17 protein-coding genes are annotated in these 18,569 nt (G+C 44.8%); 13 read left to right on the top strand and 4 right to left on the bottom strand.

Annotated elements, in window-relative coordinates:
* Positions 1–26: 26 nt before the first annotated feature.
* The 3 genes from NCI00_RS26125 to NCI00_RS26115 all read right to left on the bottom strand — a co-directional run bounded on the left by NCI00_RS26125 (position 27) and on the right by NCI00_RS26115 (position 2,081).
* Positions 27–623 carry a hypothetical protein gene (locus NCI00_RS26125; RefSeq protein WP_253532537.1) on the bottom strand — a complete coding sequence of 199 codons (597 nt, stop codon included), beginning with the start codon at positions 621–623 and terminating at the stop codon, positions 27–29.
* On the bottom strand, positions 620–1,675 hold the full coding sequence (locus NCI00_RS26120) for an AAA family ATPase (protein WP_253532535.1): 1,056 nt from the start codon (positions 1,673–1,675) through the stop codon (positions 620–622). The genes NCI00_RS26125 and NCI00_RS26120 overlap by 4 nt, the downstream gene beginning before the upstream one ends.
* A gap of 181 nt (positions 1,676–1,856) precedes the next feature.
* Entirely contained in the window at positions 1,857–2,081 is a 225-nt protein-coding gene (locus NCI00_RS26115) for a DUF2905 domain-containing protein (RefSeq protein ID WP_114070403.1), read from the bottom strand.
* An 82-nt stretch (positions 2,082–2,163) separates the two neighbouring features.
* On the opposite strand from NCI00_RS26115, the gene NCI00_RS26110 reads away from it, so the two are divergent.
* The 8 genes from NCI00_RS26110 to NCI00_RS29530 all read left to right on the top strand — a co-directional run bounded on the left by NCI00_RS26110 (position 2,164) and on the right by NCI00_RS29530 (position 10,689).
* Positions 2,164–3,360, top strand: a complete 1,197-nt coding sequence (locus tag NCI00_RS26110; protein ID WP_253532533.1) for an MFS transporter — start codon at positions 2,164–2,166, stop codon at positions 3,358–3,360.
* 94 nt (positions 3,361–3,454) lie between these two features.
* On the top strand, positions 3,455–4,228 hold the full coding sequence (locus tag NCI00_RS26105; protein WP_253532531.1) for an exodeoxyribonuclease III: 774 nt from the start codon (positions 3,455–3,457) through the stop codon (positions 4,226–4,228).
* A gap of 176 nt (positions 4,229–4,404) precedes the next feature.
* Positions 4,405–6,120 carry a tetratricopeptide repeat protein gene (locus NCI00_RS26100; RefSeq protein ID WP_253532530.1) on the top strand — a complete coding sequence of 572 codons (1,716 nt, stop codon included), beginning with the start codon at positions 4,405–4,407 and terminating at the stop codon, positions 6,118–6,120.
* 32 nt (positions 6,121–6,152) lie between these two features.
* Positions 6,153–7,115 (top strand): lipoprotein insertase outer membrane protein LolB1, encoded by a 963-nt coding sequence (gene lolB1 / locus NCI00_RS26095; protein ID WP_253532529.1) that lies wholly within the window; start codon positions 6,153–6,155, stop codon positions 7,113–7,115.
* 50 nt (positions 7,116–7,165) lie between these two features.
* Complete coding sequence (locus NCI00_RS26090; RefSeq protein ID WP_253532528.1) at positions 7,166–8,596, top strand: murein hydrolase activator EnvC family protein; 1,431 nt, start codon at positions 7,166–7,168, stop codon at positions 8,594–8,596.
* A gap of 66 nt (positions 8,597–8,662) precedes the next feature.
* The gene (gene panB / locus NCI00_RS26085; RefSeq protein ID WP_114068871.1) at positions 8,663–9,487 is read left to right on the top strand and encodes a 3-methyl-2-oxobutanoate hydroxymethyltransferase; all 825 of its coding nucleotides are present in this window, start codon (positions 8,663–8,665) and stop codon (positions 9,485–9,487) included.
* Positions 9,488–9,605: 118 nt separating this feature from the next.
* Positions 9,606–10,334, top strand: a complete 729-nt coding sequence (locus NCI00_RS26080; protein WP_114068870.1) for an RluA family pseudouridine synthase — start codon at positions 9,606–9,608, stop codon at positions 10,332–10,334.
* Positions 10,335–10,383: 49 nt separating this feature from the next.
* Complete coding sequence (locus NCI00_RS29530; protein WP_310586793.1) at positions 10,384–10,689, top strand: DUF6787 family protein; 306 nt, start codon at positions 10,384–10,386, stop codon at positions 10,687–10,689.
* On the opposite strand, the gene NCI00_RS26075 is transcribed toward NCI00_RS29530, so the two are convergent.
* Positions 10,684–10,863: a hypothetical protein gene (locus tag NCI00_RS26075; RefSeq protein WP_166559920.1), complete on the bottom strand. Its 180-nt coding sequence runs from the start codon at positions 10,861–10,863 to the stop codon at positions 10,684–10,686. The two genes, NCI00_RS29530 and NCI00_RS26075, sit on opposite strands and share 6 nt — an antisense overlap.
* A gap of 295 nt (positions 10,864–11,158) precedes the next feature.
* Between NCI00_RS26075 and mutL the strand changes: the two genes are divergently transcribed.
* The 5 genes from mutL (at position 11,159) to NCI00_RS26050 (ending at position 18,491) form a co-directional block, all read left to right on the top strand.
* Positions 11,159–13,030, top strand: a complete 1,872-nt coding sequence (gene mutL / locus NCI00_RS26070) for a DNA mismatch repair endonuclease MutL (RefSeq protein WP_253532527.1) — start codon at positions 11,159–11,161, stop codon at positions 13,028–13,030.
* Positions 13,031–13,129: 99 nt separating this feature from the next.
* Complete coding sequence (locus NCI00_RS26065; RefSeq protein WP_166559918.1) at positions 13,130–13,909, top strand: rhomboid family intramembrane serine protease; 780 nt, start codon at positions 13,130–13,132, stop codon at positions 13,907–13,909.
* A gap of 114 nt (positions 13,910–14,023) precedes the next feature.
* On the top strand, positions 14,024–14,941 hold the full coding sequence (locus NCI00_RS26060) for a rhomboid family intramembrane serine protease (protein ID WP_253532526.1): 918 nt from the start codon (positions 14,024–14,026) through the stop codon (positions 14,939–14,941).
* Positions 14,942–15,061: 120 nt separating this feature from the next.
* Positions 15,062–16,996: a 1-deoxy-D-xylulose-5-phosphate synthase gene (gene dxs, locus NCI00_RS26055; protein WP_253532525.1), complete on the top strand. Its 1,935-nt coding sequence runs from the start codon at positions 15,062–15,064 to the stop codon at positions 16,994–16,996.
* A gap of 265 nt (positions 16,997–17,261) precedes the next feature.
* Positions 17,262–18,491, top strand: coding sequence for a dicarboxylate/amino acid:cation symporter (locus NCI00_RS26050; RefSeq protein ID WP_253532523.1), 1,230 nt, complete (start codon positions 17,262–17,264; stop codon positions 18,489–18,491).
* Positions 18,492–18,569 lie beyond the last annotated feature (78 nt).

The raw sequence follows: 18,569 nt of genomic DNA, 5'->3' as shown, positions 1-18,569 counted from the left end.
GCTCACCTATATCAATAAGCTCGTTTCTACATTTTACTAAGAAAATCAGTGACTTTTAAATGAAAGTGCCGAAAACTGGCGGAGCGGTTTTCGAGCCAGTTGATATCCATATTTTGAGTTAGGTCGGCTATTACTTTTGATTGCTTTTCAGCAACGGGACGAGGGAAACCATACATTTGTTTCTTTGCTTCTGGCCTAGAAATTCGCTCATACACCTCGTTTTTATTCGAATGAGGATGCTCTTTTTTGTACTTTAAATAGAGAAGCCAATGCTCAATGCACTGTACTGGAATAAAAATGAAGGTTTTATCTATAAAACTACTCCCTAATTTCCCCACCATTTCAGAGTGCAATCTTTCGTGCTCCTGCATTTTTTCATCATCCAGATCGAGTCCGACAAAAAATACATCCTGTTCGTGAAAGGTCAAACCCTGCTGTACCGCTTCAGAAAAGATTCGCAGTACATTTGGCCGGTCATGTCCTTTGAGTTTGAAGTGCTCATCCCGCACAAACGTAACATTATCAATGAGTCCAAGGTAGACAGGAAGCTGAAGCAAATAATTTTCGAGGAAGATTTGTTGGGCATTGTCTTCCCCGAAATAGCCATATTTCAAGGTTCTCATGCGGGCACTCCTCCTAAAAAGCCCGAAAACCAATGTTCGGCCAAATCTTGAGTAAATTTGATTCTGGGTAAACCTAAGACATCATTCTTAGCATCTGAGGGGGCGATAATATCTTTTTGTAAATTTCGGATTTGCGTAGCCCCTTCTTCGTCTTTATCAAACACAAAAACCGCCTCGGGTATATCTTCAAATTCATTGAGAATATAAGGGTGATGCGAGGTCATAATCACCTGTATGTCTTTGGATTGGGCCAAATTAAAAATAAAATCCACCACTTCTTTGATACGGCGGGGATGAATTCCGCGCTCGGGCTCTTCCAATAACAGGATTTTGGGAGGATTGGGCTGATGAATAATACAAAGCAAGGCTAAGAAGTACAAAACTCCTTCTGAAAGCTCATCAGCCCAGTAGATCATTTTGCTGATGTCACTGTACAAACCCCATTTTTTGAAGGTACGCTTATCACTGCCAGAGGCTACCGTTTTAAAGCGAATATCATGAAATTCAGGAATACATTTACGCAAATCTTCTTCAATCTCAGCAAAATGCTCTCGGTACTCGTCGCGGAGTGTTTCTAAAAAAGGAACAAGATTGGAAGCATCTTCATTGATATAATTATTTGATACAATTGCTTCAGCGTCGGTAAACTTTAGAGGATTAGGCCTGTATAAATTGATTTGGGTAATTGCTCTTAAAAATAAATTAATGTCTGTGTTAGTTGATATTTCTTCCGACAGCTTTTGGCTTGTATCAAAATCATTCAGAGATCGTGTATGTTTTGGATAAGTATCAGGGGCTTTTTTTTGAATTTTTATTTGTAACGAGTTCTCTCCACTTACGACCAAAAATAGTACATCAACATTTTCATGCTTAAAAGTATAATCTGCAAAGCCCATATTTGCACCCAATTCTTGATTCTTAATAAACTCCAGTGCCTTCAAAAAATTGGTTTTACCAGAGTTATTAGGTCCAATAAGCAAGTTCACAGGTTGCAACTCCAGCGTTACATTTTTCAGGCTTTTAAAGTTTTCGATGTGTATCTTAGTAAGCATTGTGAAAGAGGTTGCGTTTAGTCGCTGCAAATGCAATATTACAAATATCATCCCAAAAACCGCTCACTAAAATTCTCTTCGCTTAAAAACACTAAAGCGCCGGTTTCAGGAGTATAACAAAGGATTTGAGGCATTGGCGGGAAGTACTTTTACGGCAAAGGTGACCAGTTGCCCTTCGCTTCTACAAAAACCGCCGTACCAACCAAATAATCAGATTGAGCACCACACTCAACACAATACAGGTGACGATGGGAAAGTAAAAACCAAACTTTTCTCGCTTAATACGTATATCCCCGGGGAGTTGGCCGAGCCAGTGCAGCTTGTCTGAAAAAAAATAGATAATTACCCCAACCACCACAATCAGGAGACCAATGCCAATGAGATATTTGCCAAATGCAGGATTCATAGGCCCAAATTTACGAAGGATTTGAATTTCTAACCAAAATCCATCATTTTCGCCCATTCAAAACTCAACCCTAAAAACCCCTATGAAGTCTACCGTTCGGATACAATTGATGTTAATGATGTTCCTCCAATTTTTTACGTGGGGATCTTGGTACGGCCAAATGAGTGTATATCTCGGCAAACAACTCAACGCCACTGGCGACCAAATCGGGAATGCGTACCTCGCTTTCTCCATCGCCATGATTATTTCTCCCTTCATCGGAGCCGTGGCCGACCGTTATTTTGCCGCCCAAAAAGTACTAGGAGCGCTCAACATGGTAGGTGCTGGATTGCTTTTTGTGCTGTCGCAAATCAACGATGCAGGTACATTTTTCTGGGTTATTTTAGCGTATTGTTTGTGTTTTGCACCGTGTATTGCCCTCACTACGTCGATTTCTATGCGACACATTGCATCTCCCGAAAAAGACTTCCCTACCATTCGTGTCATGGGCACCATTGCTTGGATTGCCGTCACCAATTTAGTGGGTTTCTTAAACGTTGGCGACCAAGTAACTATCTTTCAAATTTCGATTGTTACCTCTATTATCTTAGGTTTACTTGCCTTCACCCTGCCTAATACGCCACCGCGCGCCACGGGTCCAGTCAACATTGGTCAAATCATCGGAGCCGATGCCTTCTCGTTGTTTAAAGACCGTTCATTCGTCATATTCTTTATCGCTTCGGTTGCCATCTGTATTCCGTTGTCGTTTTATTACGCCTTTGCCAACCCATCGTTACGCGCTTCGGGAATGGAGTTTGTAGAAAATAAAATGTCACTGGGCCAAGTCTCTGAAGTAGTTTTCATGCTATTGATTCCGTTGGCATTCAGCAGACTAGGTGTTAAATGGATGCTGGCCGTCGGATTAATTTCATGGATTGTCCGCTTTCTTTTCTTTGGGTATGGTGATGCCGACACCAGTGAATGGATGTTGTACGCTGCCATCTTGTTACACGGCGTTTGTTTTGACTTTTTCTTTGTTACTGGCCAAATTTATACCGATACCAAAGCTGGCGACCGCATCAAATCGCAGGCGCAGGGCCTTATTACCTTGGCTACCTACGGCCTCGGCATGGGCATTGGCTCATGGATTGGTGGTAAAGTAGTAGCCGCCAATACCAACGCCGAAAACATCACCAATTGGCTGAGTGTATGGATGGTCCCGGCTGGCATCGCTGCGGGGGTATTGGTTCTGTTTTTGATATTCTTCAGCGAAAAATCGACCAAGCCTGCCACCGCTTAAATAAAAAATTCACCCTTATAAAATACCCCCCTCTCCTAATTTTAAGGAGAGGGGGTGAGGGCAGCCCATCGATACGGGGAGGCTCCAGTTCTTCATGCAAATTCTATCTTACAACGTCAACGGCATACGCGCCGCTATGCGCAACGGACTTGTTGAATGGCTTTCTACCAAGTCTTTTGATGTGCTCTGCTTTCAGGAGGTCAAAGCCACTCCCGACCAAGTCGATTTATCAGGATTAGAAGCCTTGGGCTATCAGTTAATCGGCTGGAATGCCGCCCAAAAAAAAGGCTACAGCGGTGTGGCTATTTTTTCCAGAATCCCCGTAGATAATTGCGTAATCGGCTGCGGAATTGACCTTTATGACCACGAAGGCCGCATAATTCGGGCCGACATCGGCGGCCTGACCATCATAAACGCCTATTTTCCGTCAGGAACCAGCGGCGATGAACGTCAAGGCGTAAAGATGCAGTTTCTTGGTGATTTTCATCAGTGGATAAACACCCTCAAACAAACCCGCCCCCAGCTGATTGTAGTGGGAGATTATAACATTGCCCATCAAGAAATTGACATTCACGACCCCGTCCGACTAAAAAATACGACGGGCTTCCTGCCCGAAGAACGCGCTTGGATGACTCAATGGTTTGACAGTGGTTTTACCGACGCATTTCGATACACTAATCCAGATTTGGTGGAATACAGTTGGTGGAGCTATCGGGCGGGCGCCCGCGCCAACAACAAAGGCTGGCGCATAGATTACCTCTCCGTCAGCAACAACCTACGCCCCCATCTACTTAGCTGCCGTCAGCTGCCAGACGCGGTCCACTCCGACCATTGCCCCGTTTGGCTTGAAATAAACAATGATTTTTAAAGATGTATCCCTTTAAAAACCCCTCTCCCAGTGAAGTATTTAGGAGGGGTTTTTATAAATTTTGGTAAAACGACTAAATTCTTCCAATTTTGCTTCATTAATCTCGTTTTTTATAATAGATTGAATCTCAATTTCGAACCTCAATCACACCAGTCAACGAGATTAATTTGAAACCAATGAAACACACGCCCTTTATTTGGGTATTCTTATTTTTGGGTCAGCTCGCAATGGCCCAAAAGAATAAGCCTGTCAGCGAAACCGACGCCCAAAAATCACAACGATTTGAGTTAGAATCTTTGTTGGCCGAAGGCATGAAATACGCAGCCATGGAAGAATATATCCGGGCCGACAGCGTATTTCGCACGGCGTTGAAAGTCGATGCCTCCGTTCCTGCCTTGAACTACGAGCTAGCACGCACCCTGCTCAAACGCGAACGTTTGGACGAAGCGGCTATTTTTTCGCAAAAAGCGGCCCAACTTGCCCCCGAAAATAAATTTTACGCCATCCAATTGGCCGAAATTTATACCCAACAACGCAAATACCCCAAAGCCGCCGAAATTTACCGCAACATTATCCGTCAAAATTCCGACAACGCCGAATACGGCCTTGAATTGGCCGCCGTTTATATTCTGGACGAAAAATACGAAGAAGCCCTCAAATCTTACGATGAAGTAGAACGGGCTTTGGGCGTGGACGAAGATTTGGTTCATCAAAAACAACGCATTTACCTCAAACTCGATAAGCCCAAAAAAGCAATCGAAGAAGCTCAAAAACTCATTAACGCAGAACCGACCGAGGCCCAATATGTGGTAGAACTGGCGCAACTGTTGATGATGGACAAACGTCCTCAAGACGCCAAAGAACAGCTCGAAAAAGCGTTAAAAATCAACCCTGACGAAGCAAATGCCCGCATGATGCTGGCCGAAATCTATCGTCAAAACGGTGACAGCAAGGCCGCTGAGCAGCAAATCGGGCAGATGTTTAACAATCCCAACGCCGACATTGACACCAAAATGCAGGCGCTGGTGGGGCTCCTCCGCGAAGCAAAAGACGAGGCAACTCGCCAAGATGTGCTCAACCGAGCCGCCGAAATCGTAAAAGCTCACCCCAAAGACATGCGGGCGTATGTTGTCTACGCTGATTTATTGGCTAAAGCCGACCGCAAATCAGAAGCCCGCGATGCCTATGTCAAAGCCTCTCGCATCAATAGTTCGATGTACGAAGTGTGGGGCGCGATTTTGCAATTAGACGGAGACCTCAACCAAATCGACAGCTTGTTGGCTCATTCTGAACAGGCGTTGGAAACCTTTCCCAATCAAGGTTTATTCTGGTATTCCAACGGCTCAGCTAATTTGGTCAAACGTAATTATCAAAAAGCCGTAGATGCGCTCGAAGAAGCCCAAAAATTAACATCTGAAAATAAAGAACTACAAGGCGTGATTTATGCGCAGTTGGGTGATGCCTACAATGGCCTAGGCGAGCACGAAAAATCAGACGAAGCCTACGAAGAAGCCCTTAAAATAGAACCCAAAAACGACCACGTGCAAAATAATTACAGTTATTTTCTATCGTTACGGAAAGCCAAACTGGAGCGAGCCAAAGAAATGGCCGCCCAGGTAGTAAGCCGAAACCCCGACAACGCCACGTATCTGGACACTTATGCTTGGGTGCTCTACGTCATGAAAGACTATAAAGGAGCGCGGGTAAATTTGGAAAAAGCCATCGCTTCGGGCAAAGGAGTAAGTGGAACGATTATTGAACACTATGGCGACGTGCTTTATCAATTGGGGGAACGTGAAAAAGCAGTGGAACAATGGAAAAAAGCCAAAACAATGGGAGAAAACACCTCCCAAATCGACAAAAAAATTGCGACAGGTCAATTGATTGAATAAAAGCAATCTGTACCTGTCTTTTTCTATAAAATATGAAACTTAAAGTACCATTAGTTAATGTAGTTGTCGTTGAGGTACACCGCGTCTCTTCGGGTTGTTTACGCACTCAAAAACGCCCGACCAGTCCAAATACGCCGTGGAATTCTCTCTTAACATTCAGTACTATCATCTTGATTTTACTTTTCTCGGCCTGTCAGCGGCCACGGCAGAAAAACAAAACCGAAACACCCGCCGACACCCTAGCCGCCGTTGTCAAAGACACGGTTTCGGTTTTGGAAAAAGATACGACAGCGTTGGCGGCAATTCCGCCTGTTATAGAGCCCGAAGAGACCAAAGTGAACGTTGAAATGGTTGATTTTAAATATTTATCGGCCAAATCAAAAGTATCGTTCAAAAGTAAAGACCAAGACATAGACAATGCCAATATCAACATTAGAATGCGGAAAGACAGCGTGTTGTGGCTTTCGATTGTGGCTGGGCCGATTGAGGTGGTTCGGGGGCTCATCACGCGTGATTCAATTCTGATTGTAGACCGGTACCACAAAGAATATTACCAGTACGATTTTAATACACTCAGCCAAAAATTTAATTTCCAACTGAGTTTTGATTTGATTCAGTCTATTTTGGTCGGCAATATGCCAATTCCTAAGAAAGAAAATCAGCGGTTTAAGAAGGAAAATGATTATTTCATGCTCCGCCAACAAGAAGGCAAAATTATGTTGGAAAGCTACATTGGAGAACAAAACCGTCGTTTGAAAAAATTGCTGGTTACCGAACAGCCCACCAAAAATTCACTAACCCTCGACTACGACGATTTTACACAACTCAACAATTACCTGTTTCCATATACCAGTTTGATTCAGTTGGATTACCAATCCGAAAAAGATAAGCTACAGTATCAAACGGTGTTTCGGATAAAGCACCAAAAGGTGGAATTGAGTGAAAAAACGCTTAGTTTTCCGTTCAGTGTTCCACCCAAATATGAACGAAAATAGGGGATTGGACGATTTTAAAACGTATTGTTGCTGTGTTGAATAAGCTATTTATGAGTAAAAAAAGGTTTGATTGTTATGCTGAAAATACTGCTGCTGAGCGCAAAAGTATCGTACCAAGTTTTCAGCATAATACTTCGGTGGCGTTTAAATTACCCGTACTGATTGGATTGGTACTGTTGCTCTCTTGTTTTTCTGCAATGGCCCAAAAAAGCCGTCAACAGCTTGAAAAAGAGAAACGGGAAAACATGGAGCGCTTGCAGGAGTTGCAGGGAATTCTAAAGCAAACTACCGAACAAAAACGCGCCAGTTTGGGACAGCTCAAGGCAATCAAACAGCAAATCAATGCCCAAAACCGTAAAATAGACCTCATCAACGATGATTTAAAGTTGATGGATTCGGAGCTTACCGAGCTGCAACAGGCAAAAGTAGCGCTTGACAAAGACCTCGACAAATTACGCGAGGAGTATGCCCGCATGATTTATAATGCCTCAAAGCACAACAATAGCCTTAGTGAATTGAGTTTTCTGTTTTCGGCACCAACCTTCAATCAATTTTTGGTTCGCTACAAGTACCTAAAGCAATACACCGACGAGCGTGAGAAGCAAGTTGCCCAAATGAAAAAAGTGCAATCACTCATGATTGCTAAGTCAAACAGCATCAGCAACAAGAAAAAAGACCAAGAAAACGCGCTCAAAACGCGGATTGCAGAAAGTAAAAATCTGGAGCAGCTGAAAGGCGAAAAAGACAAAGTGGTCCAAGAATTAAGCGGTCGGGAAGCCGAAATTAGGTCCGAAGTAGCCGAGGTACGAAAAGCAAACAAGCAATTGGAGAATGCGTTGACGCGCATCATTCAGCGCGAAATCGAAGAACGACGCGAACGGGCCCGCGCTGCCGCCCGCGAAAAAGCCGCTCGGGAACGGGCCGAGCGCGAAGCTGCCGCCAGAGCGGCCGCCGAAAGAGCCAAAGAGAAAGATAACAACGAAGAAATCACTAAAGCTGAACCTCCCGCCGCAAAGCCAGAACCGAAAAAAGAGGAACTTAATAACGAAGGGATGAACGAAGAAGAGGTAACGTTAGCTTCTTCTTTTGCCGCCAATCGTGGTCGTTTACCTTGGCCCGTTCCTGGATTTATTTCCGATGGTTTTGGAACAAAAGAGGTCCTCAAAAATGTCTATCAGGAAAACCAAGGAGTCGATATTCAGACCAACGCTGGCACATCCGTACGAACTGTGTACGACGGCGTGGTGATGGACGTAACCAACATGGGTGTAATGCGCAATGTGGTATTTGTCCAACACGGGGATTTTTACACGGTATACGCCAAACTGAAGAATGTCAATGTTCGTCCAGGACAAAAGCTAAAAGCACGCGACACCATTGGCGTGGTAGCAACCGACGGCGACGGGGTTTCGGAGGTTAATTTCCAGATTTGGAAAAATACCAGCAAGCTCAATCCCGAGACGTGGCTGCGTCCTAGATAAAAAAACGGTAATCATTATTTGCACACCAAATACAAATAACAGATAACCAGCAACTTATACATCAAAATGTCAACTCAACTTTCCTCCCTCGAAGTAAAGCGTGTTACCACGCACATCATACAGGAAATGAAAAACCGGGGCGAAAAAATCTCCGCCCTTACCTCCTACGATTTTTCCATGGCACGCATTGTAGATGCCGCCGGAATTGACATTATTTTGGTGGGCGACTCGGCCTCCAATGTCATTGCAGGCCACGAAACCACGCTACCCATCACCCTCGACCAAATGATTTATCACGCACAAGGCGTTGTTCGTGCCGTGAAGCGGGCTTTTGTGGTGGTCGATTTGCCTTTCGGTTCCTATCAAGGAAATTCACGCGCCGCGCTTGATTCGGCCATTCGTATCATGAAAGAATCGGGGGCGCACGCCGTAAAGCTCGAAGGAGGTCTTGAAATAAAAGAATCCATTATTCGGATTTTGAGCGCTGGTGTACCTGTGATGGGTCACTTGGGCCTGACCCCCCAATCAATTTATAAATTTGGCACTTACACCGTTCGCGCCAAAGAAAATGCCGAGGCCGAAAAGTTGTTGCAAGACGCCAAAATGCTAGACGAAATCGGTTGTTTCGGGATGGTCTTGGAAAAAATCCCTTCGAGCCTGACCAAGCAGGTGTCAGAAAGTGTCAGTATTCCAACCATCGGCATTGGTGCAGGGCCTCATGCCGACGGGCAAATTCTGGTGATTCACGACATGCTGGGCATCACCAAAGAATTTAAACCGCGCTTTTTAAGGCGCTACGCTGATTTGCACAGCATCATGACCGATGCAGTCAGCAATTACGTCAAAGACGTCAAAGCAAACGATTTTCCGAACGAAAAAGAATCCTACTGAACCATCAGCGGTGGTTCTCCGTTAAGATTTAATTGTTCGTAACGAATGTTCGTAACGAAGTTTGTAATGAACAATTCAGGGCAGAAAAGCTGCCATTCACTATTAACTTTTGATTCCGATGGCCAAGCCATTTCACGTAGTATACGAAGATAATCACCTAATTATCGTCAATAAACCCGCTGGTCTCCTCGTTCAGGGCGATTCTACCGGCGATGTTCCGCTCTTGGAGCTGGTTAAAGATTACATTAAAGAAAAATACGAAAAACCTGGGGAAGTGTTTTTGGGAACGGTTCACCGCATTGACCGCCCCGTAAGCGGCTTAGTGGTTTTTGCCAGAACGTCGAAAGCGCTTGAACGCATGAACGAAATTTTCCGCAAACGCGACGTTCAGAAGACTTATTGGGCGGTAGTTCGCCGACGCCCTCCCAAAAAGCAGGACAAACTTGTAAGTTGGTTGGTCAAAGATGAAAATAAAAATGTTGTGTCGGCCTATGATTATCCCGCCGACAAGGCCCAAAAAGCAGAACTTACGTATCGTTTGTTGGGTGAAGTAAACAAGCATTATTTGCTGGAAGTAACGCCGCACACGGGACGCCCGCACCAAATCAGGGTTCAATTGGCACAAATCGGCTGCCCGATTCGGGGAGATGTAAAATACGGCTCGCCAAAACCCAACCACGACGGCAGTATCAATCTGCACGCCCGTCGGTTGTTTTTTACGCATCCCGTCAAAAAAGAATCTATTTTATGTCGGGCATCGTTGCCAAACGACCCGTTCTGGGAAGAATTTTTGGACTTAGACCCTGAAGAAATCGGACCTGAACATTTGGCGTTTTTGCACGAATAATACACCTGACTTACCCAAGCCTGATTCTCGGACACAGACTACCCATTAAATGACTTGGATCGATAAACTCAAAAACCGTTGGGGAGTAAAAAACAGTTGGCAAGTAGTGATTATACTACTTGTTTTTGCCTGTACGGGATTTACTGTAATGTACACAAAGCGGTGGATGGTCCAGTGGCTTTCCATTGAAAGCACGTGGGCCGTGTGGGCGTTTAATATTTTAATTATTTTACCCCTTTATCAAGTCATCCTGTTGTGTTACGGATGGCTCTTCGGGCAATTTCAGTTTTTTTTGAACTTCGAAAAAAAAATGTTCAGGCGCCTGATGAACGTATTTTCTCGTAAGCACTCATAACTCTGAAGGCTCAACGGTTTTTTCTACCGTCGAAACATCAGACCACATTTGTTGGGCCATCTGCTCTACCGTGTTAACCACTCCTTGGAGGGCTCCGAACACAATACATAATGGTAGAATAATCGGAAGGAAAATTAGCCACTGAAAGGCCAAATACAGGTTAGGCTTCTTCATCTTAGTTAGTGTCATTAGTATAGTGCAACTGATTGATTAAAAGTAGAATACCTCTCTTTTAAGCCTTTCCTCAAACAGCGTGCCAAAGTATTTAAATGGGGTAAATTTATTTTCAGAACAAAGATAAAAAAGATATCTATATCCCAATAAAGTAAAATTATATATCTTTTTAATCATATAAACGCGTTTTTATTTTTAATTGTTGCAACATATATATTTTTTAACTAAAATCTACGCAGCGTAAACGTTTTGAGCCCTTTTTTTTGTTGTATAATTTGAAAGACTTACCCCCAATATGCAAGATGTAATTCGCCTGTTGCCCGATGCCATTGCTAACCAGATTGCAGCGGGTGAAGTAGTACAGCGCCCGGCTTCCGTTGTAAAGGAGTTACTGGAGAATTCCATTGATGCACAGGCCAAAAATATTCAAGTAATTATTCGTGACGCCGGCCGTACCCTTATTCAGATTATTGACGACGGCGGCGGTATGTCGGAAACCGACGCCCGTATGAGTTTTGAACGCCATGCAACGTCCAAAATTCGCCATGCCGACGATCTTTTCAAAATTCGTACCATGGGTTTTCGCGGTGAAGCATTGGCTTCGATTGCCGCCGTTGCCCAAATTGAAATGCGTACCCGACGTCCTTCCGATGAAATTGGAATCTTGTTGAGGATGGAGGGTTCCGAATTGAAATCGCAGGAATCAGTCGCGTGCCTTCCCGGAACCAATATATTGGTCAAAAACCTCTTTTTTAACGTACCCGCCCGACGAAATTTTCTCAAAACCAATTCCGTCGAAATGCGTCATATTCTGGATGAATTTCAGCGAGTTGCGCTGGCCCATCCCGAAATAAGTTTTTCCCTTTATCACAACGACACCGAGGTTTATAATCTCTACGCGGGCAAATTGAGCCGCCGCATTGTGGATATGTTTGGAAAAAATTACCGTGAACAACTAATTCAGTGTCAGGAAGAAACCCCTTACGTAACCGTGAGAGGATTTGTGGGAAAACCCGATTTTGCGCGCAAAACCCGAGGTGAGCAGTTTTTTTTCGTAAACGAGCGATATGTGAAACATAGCTACCTGCACCACGCTGTGTTGGCGGCTTATGAATCCACCATTTCGGAAGGGAGTCATCCATTTTATGTGTTGATGCTAGACATCGACCCCTCACACATTGATATTAATATTCACCCCACAAAGACAGAAATAAAGTTTGACGATGAGCGCTCAGTGTATGCGCTGTTGATGGCCGCTATCCGCAAAGCAATCAGTATCAATCATTTATCTCACTCGATTGATTTTGAATCAAACGTTAATTTCCTCAGCCCTATGTCGGGCGCTCGGACCAATACCGCCCCCAATCCACCGAGTTTTACGCGAGATTCTGCATTGGCCCCTTCCCTGCCCACTTCGCGGCGTGAGGAAACCAATTTGTCTCATTGGGAAAAACTATTCGATGGCTTTCAAAAACCTGACCCTACTCCCGTGCAAACCACCTTGGAGCTGGGCGAAAAAGAGGACTTTTCAGAGTCACTTCCCACCACCCTTGGCAGTCGGGCCAATGCCCTAAATGCCGAAGATGAGGACATTAAAAATCGTCGTTTGGCGGTACAGATTCAAAACCGTTATGTAGTCTCGGCGGTTAAGTCAGGTATGATGCTCATTGACCAACGTGCGGCCTATGAACGCGTACTATATGACCGCTACTTAAAACAACTGGAAAACCAAAATGCCGCTTCGCAGCAGCTTCTTTTTCCAGCCACGGTCAGGCTATCACCAGCCGCTATTCCGATGATTCTCGAAATGCGGGAGGAAATCACGGCCTTAGGTTTTGATTTTGACGCACTGGGACCCGATACACTCGTGGTTAGAAGCCTTCCGGGTGACTTACCAAGCGATAACATACAGCAATTATTTGAAGAATTGTGCGAACAATTGCACCAGAGTCATGACGAGCTACGGCTCAATCGCGCTGAAACAACGGCCCGCACACTGGCCCGACGTTTTGCTTCGCGTTATGTGGTGCGGCTTTCGTCTGATGAAATAGAAAAGTTAATCAATCAACTCTTTATTTCTTCCAACCCAAATTATACGCCAAGTGGCGAACCCATCTTTGTCATTTTATCGTTAGACAAAATAGCCAATCTATTTAAGAATGGTTAAGCTTTGGAAAGTTAGTCGTTAAATCGGCTCGTCATTTATTCTTAATCCCTCATAACAGGTAACCGTCAACAGAATCGTTTCTAATTAATCTGTGCTTTTATGTTCAATATTACTCCGATTGTACGGAATTTATTAATTCTTAACGTCGTCATTTTTTTACTTCAAGACCTGAGTCCTCTTATTGTAAACTGGTTTGCGCTGCATCCCGTAATGGGGCCCGAATTTAGGCCGCATCAGTTTGTTACATATATGTTTTTGCATGGTGGTTTTGGGCATTTATTCAGCAATATGCTCGGCCTTTTCTTTTTTGGACCGCTGTTAGAACAGCACGTGCTGGGCACCAAGCGTTTTATCATCTTTTACTTTGTTACGGGGATTGGCGCAGGTTTTTTGTACGCGGTCATCAATTACATCGAAATGTCGCAGCTCAGTCATGCTGTTGACCTATACACACAATTCCCGTCTCCCGACGCATTTTTGGATTTCGTAACCCGATTTGCTCCCGACATAAAGCAGGGAGCACTTGGTTTTTTGAATGATTTTGAAGACCAACCCAAAAATTTATCGTATATCAACGAGAGTGTGGGGTTTGTAAAAGATTTGTACCAACAGCGCCTGAATATACCCATGTTGGGAGCATCTGGGGCGATTTTTGGAATTATCGCCGCATTCGGGCTTATTTTCCCCAACATGGAAATGATGTTGTTGTTCTTTCCTGTCCCCATCAAGGCCAAATATTTTGTTACTTTTTACGCTTTGTATGAATTATACGCGGGGGTCTATATCAGGGATTCGGGAGTGGCGCATTTTGCCCATATTGGAGGCATGATTTTTGCGTATATATTGTTGAAGGTCTGGCGGGTGAAGCGAATGTACTGATTTGCGTTATTGTATATTTTTACCTAACTTTCGTTAAAAAAATAACAATAAAAAGCCTAAAAGCTTGTTTGAAATTACTAATAATTAACCAATAACCATTAACGACCAAAAGGCATGGGCAGCATTTTTGACGATGTTAAGGGGGAGTTTTCAAAGACCAACAATGCGGTTGTTAAACTCATACTGTTGAACCTGTTCGTCTTCGTGACGGTCATTGTTCTATACATTATTTTCACTTTTGGTCAATACCCCGTTTATTACGAATGGGTGATGGAACAGTTGCGCCTTCCTGCGGACTTTGATGCGTTTTTGCACCGCCCGTGGACTTTGCTCACCAACTTTTTTGTCCATCAGGGGCCTTTTCATATTTTCTTTAATATGCTCTCGCTGTATTGGTTTGGGCAGGTGTTGGAAGAATACCTCGGGAGCCGGCGGCTCGTGGCTCTGTATCTGCTTGGGGGGCTCGGAGGCGGTTTGTTGTTTTTAGCTTTGTATAACACATTACCTTATTTTCAGGGCGAATTGGCCAGTACAACGCTCGTTGGAGCTTCTGGGGCGATTTTTGCCGTCATTTTAGGGGCAGCTACGCTCTTGCCCGATCATACTTTTTTTGTCTTTTTGATTGGGCCCGTTCGTTTAAAATACATTGCAGCTTTGTGCATTATTATTTCAATGGCTCAGCTGGTAGGGCCTAATGCTGGTGGCAATGTAGCACACATTGCAGGAGCAATGGTGGGTTTTGGTTTTATCAAATCCCTTAAAAAAGGCCACGATTGGGGCACGCCCATTTATGCTATTAATGATTTTTTTCGGAAGTTGTTTACTGGCAAGCCCAACGTAACCATTCCGCAACGCGCCCGGGCAACGACCACCTCAGCGGCGCGTCACTTTACTTCCAGCAGCGAAAATTCGGCTATTTTGATTCCAAACCAAGACGAAATCGACGCTATTTTGGACAAAATTTCGAAGTCGGGTTATGAAAGTTTGACCCGGGAAGAAAAACAAAAACTCTACAAAGCAAGTCAGCAGTGATGGGTTAGGGGACGGTGATTTTCAAACTTTTGATAAGTTGCTTTTCTTTTTCGTACTTTTGCCAAACACTTTTATCGGTACATCGGTTATAGTACTACGTTTGTTTCAAGCCGTTACACAATGCTCATCACTCCAGGTAAATTACTTTCGCAACTCCATACGCCCGAAGATCTGCGTAAGTTAGACTCATCCCTACTTCCTCAAGTATCGCAAGAACTCCGACAGTACATCATTGATTTGGTGTCTGTGTACGGTGGTCACTTTGGCTCAAGCTTGGGCGTTGTTGAGCTTACCGTTGCCTTACATTACGTTTTCAATACGCCCGAAGACCAGTTGGTATGGGATGTAGGCCACCAAGCCTACGGTCACAAAATCCTCACTGGACGACGGGACAATTTTTATACTAACCGCCTCTACGGCGGCATTTCGGGCTTCCCCAAACGCAAAGAAAGCCCTTATGATTCTTTCGGCGTAGGGCATTCCTCTACTTCTATTTCTGCCGCGCTGGGCATGGCCGTTGGCGCACGGTTGGGTGGCGCTCAAAATCAACAGTCTATCGCGATTATCGGCGACGGTGCCATGACGGGCGGAATGGCGTTTGAAGCAATGAACCACGCTGGAGCGCTAAACAATACCAACCTGCTCATCATTCTCAACGACAATTGCATGAGCATCGACCCCAACGTGGGGGCGCTCAAAGAATATTTGACCGACATTACCACTTCCCATACTTACAACCGCGTAAAGGAGGAAGTTTGGAATCTGCTGGGCAAAATGAGCCAATTCGGTAAAAATGCCCGTGAGATTGTTTCCCGCGTCGAAGATGGACTCAAAGCAACCTTGCTGCGCCAAAGTAACCTGTTTGAATCACTTAATCTACGCTATTTTGGCCCCATTGACGGCCACGACGTTGATCATCTTGTACACGTTCTCAATGATTTAAAAAATATTCCGGGCCCCAAACTGCTGCACTGCGTCACGGTCAAAGGAAAAGGGTTTGCTCCTGCCGAAAAAGACCAAACAAAATGGCACTCTCCCGGCAAATTTGATAAGATTACGGGCGAAATCTTCAAGAAAGTTTACGACCAACCACAACCACCCAAATACCAAGATGTATTTGGAAATACACTGGTTGAATTGGCCGAACAAAACGAAAAAATTGTGGGTGTAACACCTGCCATGCCTTCTGGCTCATCGCTCAATATTATGATGAAAGCCATGCCCGACCGGGCTTTCGACGTGGGCATTGCCGAACAGCACGCCGTGACATTCTCGGCCGGGATGGCTACTCAAGGCTCGGTGGTGTATTGTAATATTTATAGCACTTTCATGCAACGAGCTTACGACCAAGTTGTGCATGATGTGTGTATTCAAGAACTACCCGTTATTTTCTGTCTGGACCGGGCAGGGTTTGCAGGAGCCGACGGCCCCACACACCACGGTGCCTACGACATTGCGTACATGCGTTGTATTCCTAACATGGTGATTTCGGCTCCGATGAACGAACAGGAGTTACGAAATCTGATGTACACGGCCCAATTGACCGAAACACAGAAGTCGAAAAAAGCATTTACCATTCGTTACCCACGCGGCGAGGGCGTCATGCCTCAGTGGAAAACGCCATTCGAGAAAATTGAAATCGGCAAAGGACGTAAAGTACGAGCGGGTGACGACGTAGCCATTCTGACCATTGGGCACATCGGTAACTATGCCGTTAAGTCATGCCATATACTAGAATTGGAAGGCATCAGCGCCGCCCACTACGATTTGCGTTTTGTAAAGCCTTTGGACGAAGCCCTACTGCACGAAGTTTTTCAAAAATTCGATAAAGTCATTACGGTAGAAGACGGCTGTTTGCCCGGAGGAATGGGCAGCGCGGTGCTCGAATTTATGGCCGAAAACGGATACCACGCCCAAGTAAAGCGTCTTGGTATTCCAGACCGAATTGTAGAGCACGGCGAACAACTTGAACTACACCGGGAATGTGGTTTCGACCCCGAGGGTATTGCTCGAACGGCTCGTGAAATGATGACAACCCCTGCAATTGCTTTGTAAAATTCCTTTATATTATTTCTACAAGAGGCTCGGTGAATCACCGAGCCTCTTGTGCGTTTAAAATTACCCGAACGTCTCCTGATTCGCCAAGTTGAGGGCAGTTTTTCGTCCTGACACACGCTTCTTTTTCTTTTTTTTCCTAATTTGTGGCAGAATCATAAAGCGCGGGAAGCAGGCCTCCAATCTTTATGATTATTCTTTTTAAAATACCACTCACTAAATTCCTTGAAAATTTTAACCTAACGTATCTATAACCCAACACTTCATGAAACTAAACATTACTACCAAAATCATCATTGGCTTCGTATTGGGCGTCATTATCGGTCAAATCCTGCACAGCACCATGAGCCCCGAAGATGCCACACAGATTGCCAATAAGTTTCAAATCCTGAGTAAAGTTTTCCTCAAATTAATTAAAATGATTGTCGGCCCACTCGTGTTTTGCACTTTGGTGGTGGGGGTTGCCAAACTTGGTGATTTTAGCGTAGTAGGACGGATTGGGATTAAAACACTGCTTTATTTTTATTTTGCTACGATTCTCTCGCTGATTGTGGGCTTGGTGGTAGTCAACGTAACCCGTCCTGGAGAAGTACAGCAGTGGCCGCGTCCTGCCGCAGGAACTGAAGTGGGCGTATCGGGCAAAGCCATGAAAACCGTCGAAGATTTTATCCTTCATATCTTCCCCGACAGCTTTTTTAAAGCATTGGCCGAAAACGAAATCCTGCAAATTGTGGTATTTTCACTGTTTTTCGGAATAGCCCTGGGCGCAGTGGGCGAGCATGGAAAAAAGCTAATCAAAGTGATTGACAGCTTGGCCGAAGTGGTGTTCAAAATCGTTGGCTATGTGATGCAACTTGCGCCATTCGCCGTTTTGGGCGCCATGACCGGCGTGGTAGCCTTGAAAGGCCTCGGCATTCTTATTTCCTATGCGTATTTGATTCTCTGCTTCTTCGGAGGCCTTCTTTTCTTTGTTTTCGGGGTTTTGTGGGCTATTTGTCTGGTAATGCGGATTCCGTACCTCAAATTGCTGGCGCACGTCAAAGATTCAATGATTCTGACATTCAGTACGGCCAGCTCAGAAGCCTCTTTGCCGCAGCAAATCACGGCGTTGGAGAAATTCGGTTGCAGCAAGCGTATCATCGGATTTGTGTTACCACTCGGTTATTCATTCAACTTGGACGGCTCGATGATGTACATGACCTTCGCAACGGGCTTTATTGCGCAGGCGTACGGCATCCCGCTTTCCATCGAGCAGCAGATTGCGATGTTGCTTACGCTGATGATTACCTCAAAGGGAATCGCCGGAGTGCCAAGGGCATCGTTGGTGGTGATTGCGGGTACACTGGCTCAATTTGATTTGCCCGTTGAAGGACTTGCGTTGCTCATCGGCGTGGATCCGTTTTTAGATATGGGGCGTTCGGCCACTTCCGTGGCGGGCAATGCCGTAGCTACGGCCGTTATTTCCAAGTTAGAAGGAGAATACATCGAGAGTTAAGGCAGATTTTACGTAATTTATTTTTACAAAAATTAACCCGTAACTCCTTGACTGTTTGGCTGAAAAGAAGTAGGTTCG

The organism is Runella salmonicolor (assembly GCF_024158025.1).
Taxonomy (GTDB): domain Bacteria; phylum Bacteroidota; class Bacteroidia; order Cytophagales; family Spirosomataceae; genus Runella; species Runella salmonicolor.
Note: the sequence above shows the minus strand (reverse complement) of the source record. Positions and strands in the feature narration are given on the sequence as shown.

What these genes read in the sequence shown, in the direction of transcription:
- NCI00_RS26090 (WP_253532528.1), top strand. Translation starts at nt 7,166, where the DNA reads ATGAGTAAAAAAAGGTTTGATTGTTATGCTGAAAATACTGCTGCTGAG.
- NCI00_RS26100 (WP_253532530.1), top strand. Translation starts at nt 4,405, where the DNA reads ATGAAACACACGCCCTTTATTTGGGTATTCTTATTTTTGGGTCAGCTC.
- dxs (WP_253532525.1), top strand. Translation starts at nt 15,062, where the DNA reads ATGCTCATCACTCCAGGTAAATTACTTTCGCAACTCCATACGCCCGAA.
- NCI00_RS29530 (WP_310586793.1), top strand. Translation starts at nt 10,384, where the DNA reads ATGACTTGGATCGATAAACTCAAAAACCGTTGGGGAGTAAAAAACAGT.
- lolB1 (WP_253532529.1), top strand. Translation starts at nt 6,153, where the DNA reads ATGAAACTTAAAGTACCATTAGTTAATGTAGTTGTCGTTGAGGTACAC.
- NCI00_RS26075 (WP_166559920.1), bottom strand. Translation starts at nt 10,863, where the DNA reads ATGAAGAAGCCTAACCTGTATTTGGCCTTTCAGTGGCTAATTTTCCTT.
- NCI00_RS26080 (WP_114068870.1), top strand. Translation starts at nt 9,606, where the DNA reads ATGGCCAAGCCATTTCACGTAGTATACGAAGATAATCACCTAATTATC.
- NCI00_RS26120 (WP_253532535.1), bottom strand. Translation starts at nt 1,675, where the DNA reads ATGCTTACTAAGATACACATCGAAAACTTTAAAAGCCTGAAAAATGTA.
- NCI00_RS26060 (WP_253532526.1), top strand. Translation starts at nt 14,024, where the DNA reads ATGGGCAGCATTTTTGACGATGTTAAGGGGGAGTTTTCAAAGACCAAC.
- NCI00_RS26105 (WP_253532531.1), top strand. Translation starts at nt 3,455, where the DNA reads ATGCAAATTCTATCTTACAACGTCAACGGCATACGCGCCGCTATGCGC.
- NCI00_RS26110 (WP_253532533.1), top strand. Translation starts at nt 2,164, where the DNA reads ATGAAGTCTACCGTTCGGATACAATTGATGTTAATGATGTTCCTCCAA.
- NCI00_RS26050 (WP_253532523.1), top strand. Translation starts at nt 17,262, where the DNA reads ATGAAACTAAACATTACTACCAAAATCATCATTGGCTTCGTATTGGGC.
- NCI00_RS26125 (WP_253532537.1), bottom strand. Translation starts at nt 623, where the DNA reads ATGAGAACCTTGAAATATGGCTATTTCGGGGAAGACAATGCCCAACAA.
- NCI00_RS26115 (WP_114070403.1), bottom strand. Translation starts at nt 2,081, where the DNA reads ATGAATCCTGCATTTGGCAAATATCTCATTGGCATTGGTCTCCTGATT.
- NCI00_RS26065 (WP_166559918.1), top strand. Translation starts at nt 13,130, where the DNA reads ATGTTCAATATTACTCCGATTGTACGGAATTTATTAATTCTTAACGTC.
- panB (WP_114068871.1), top strand. Translation starts at nt 8,663, where the DNA reads ATGTCAACTCAACTTTCCTCCCTCGAAGTAAAGCGTGTTACCACGCAC.
- mutL (WP_253532527.1), top strand. Translation starts at nt 11,159, where the DNA reads ATGCAAGATGTAATTCGCCTGTTGCCCGATGCCATTGCTAACCAGATT.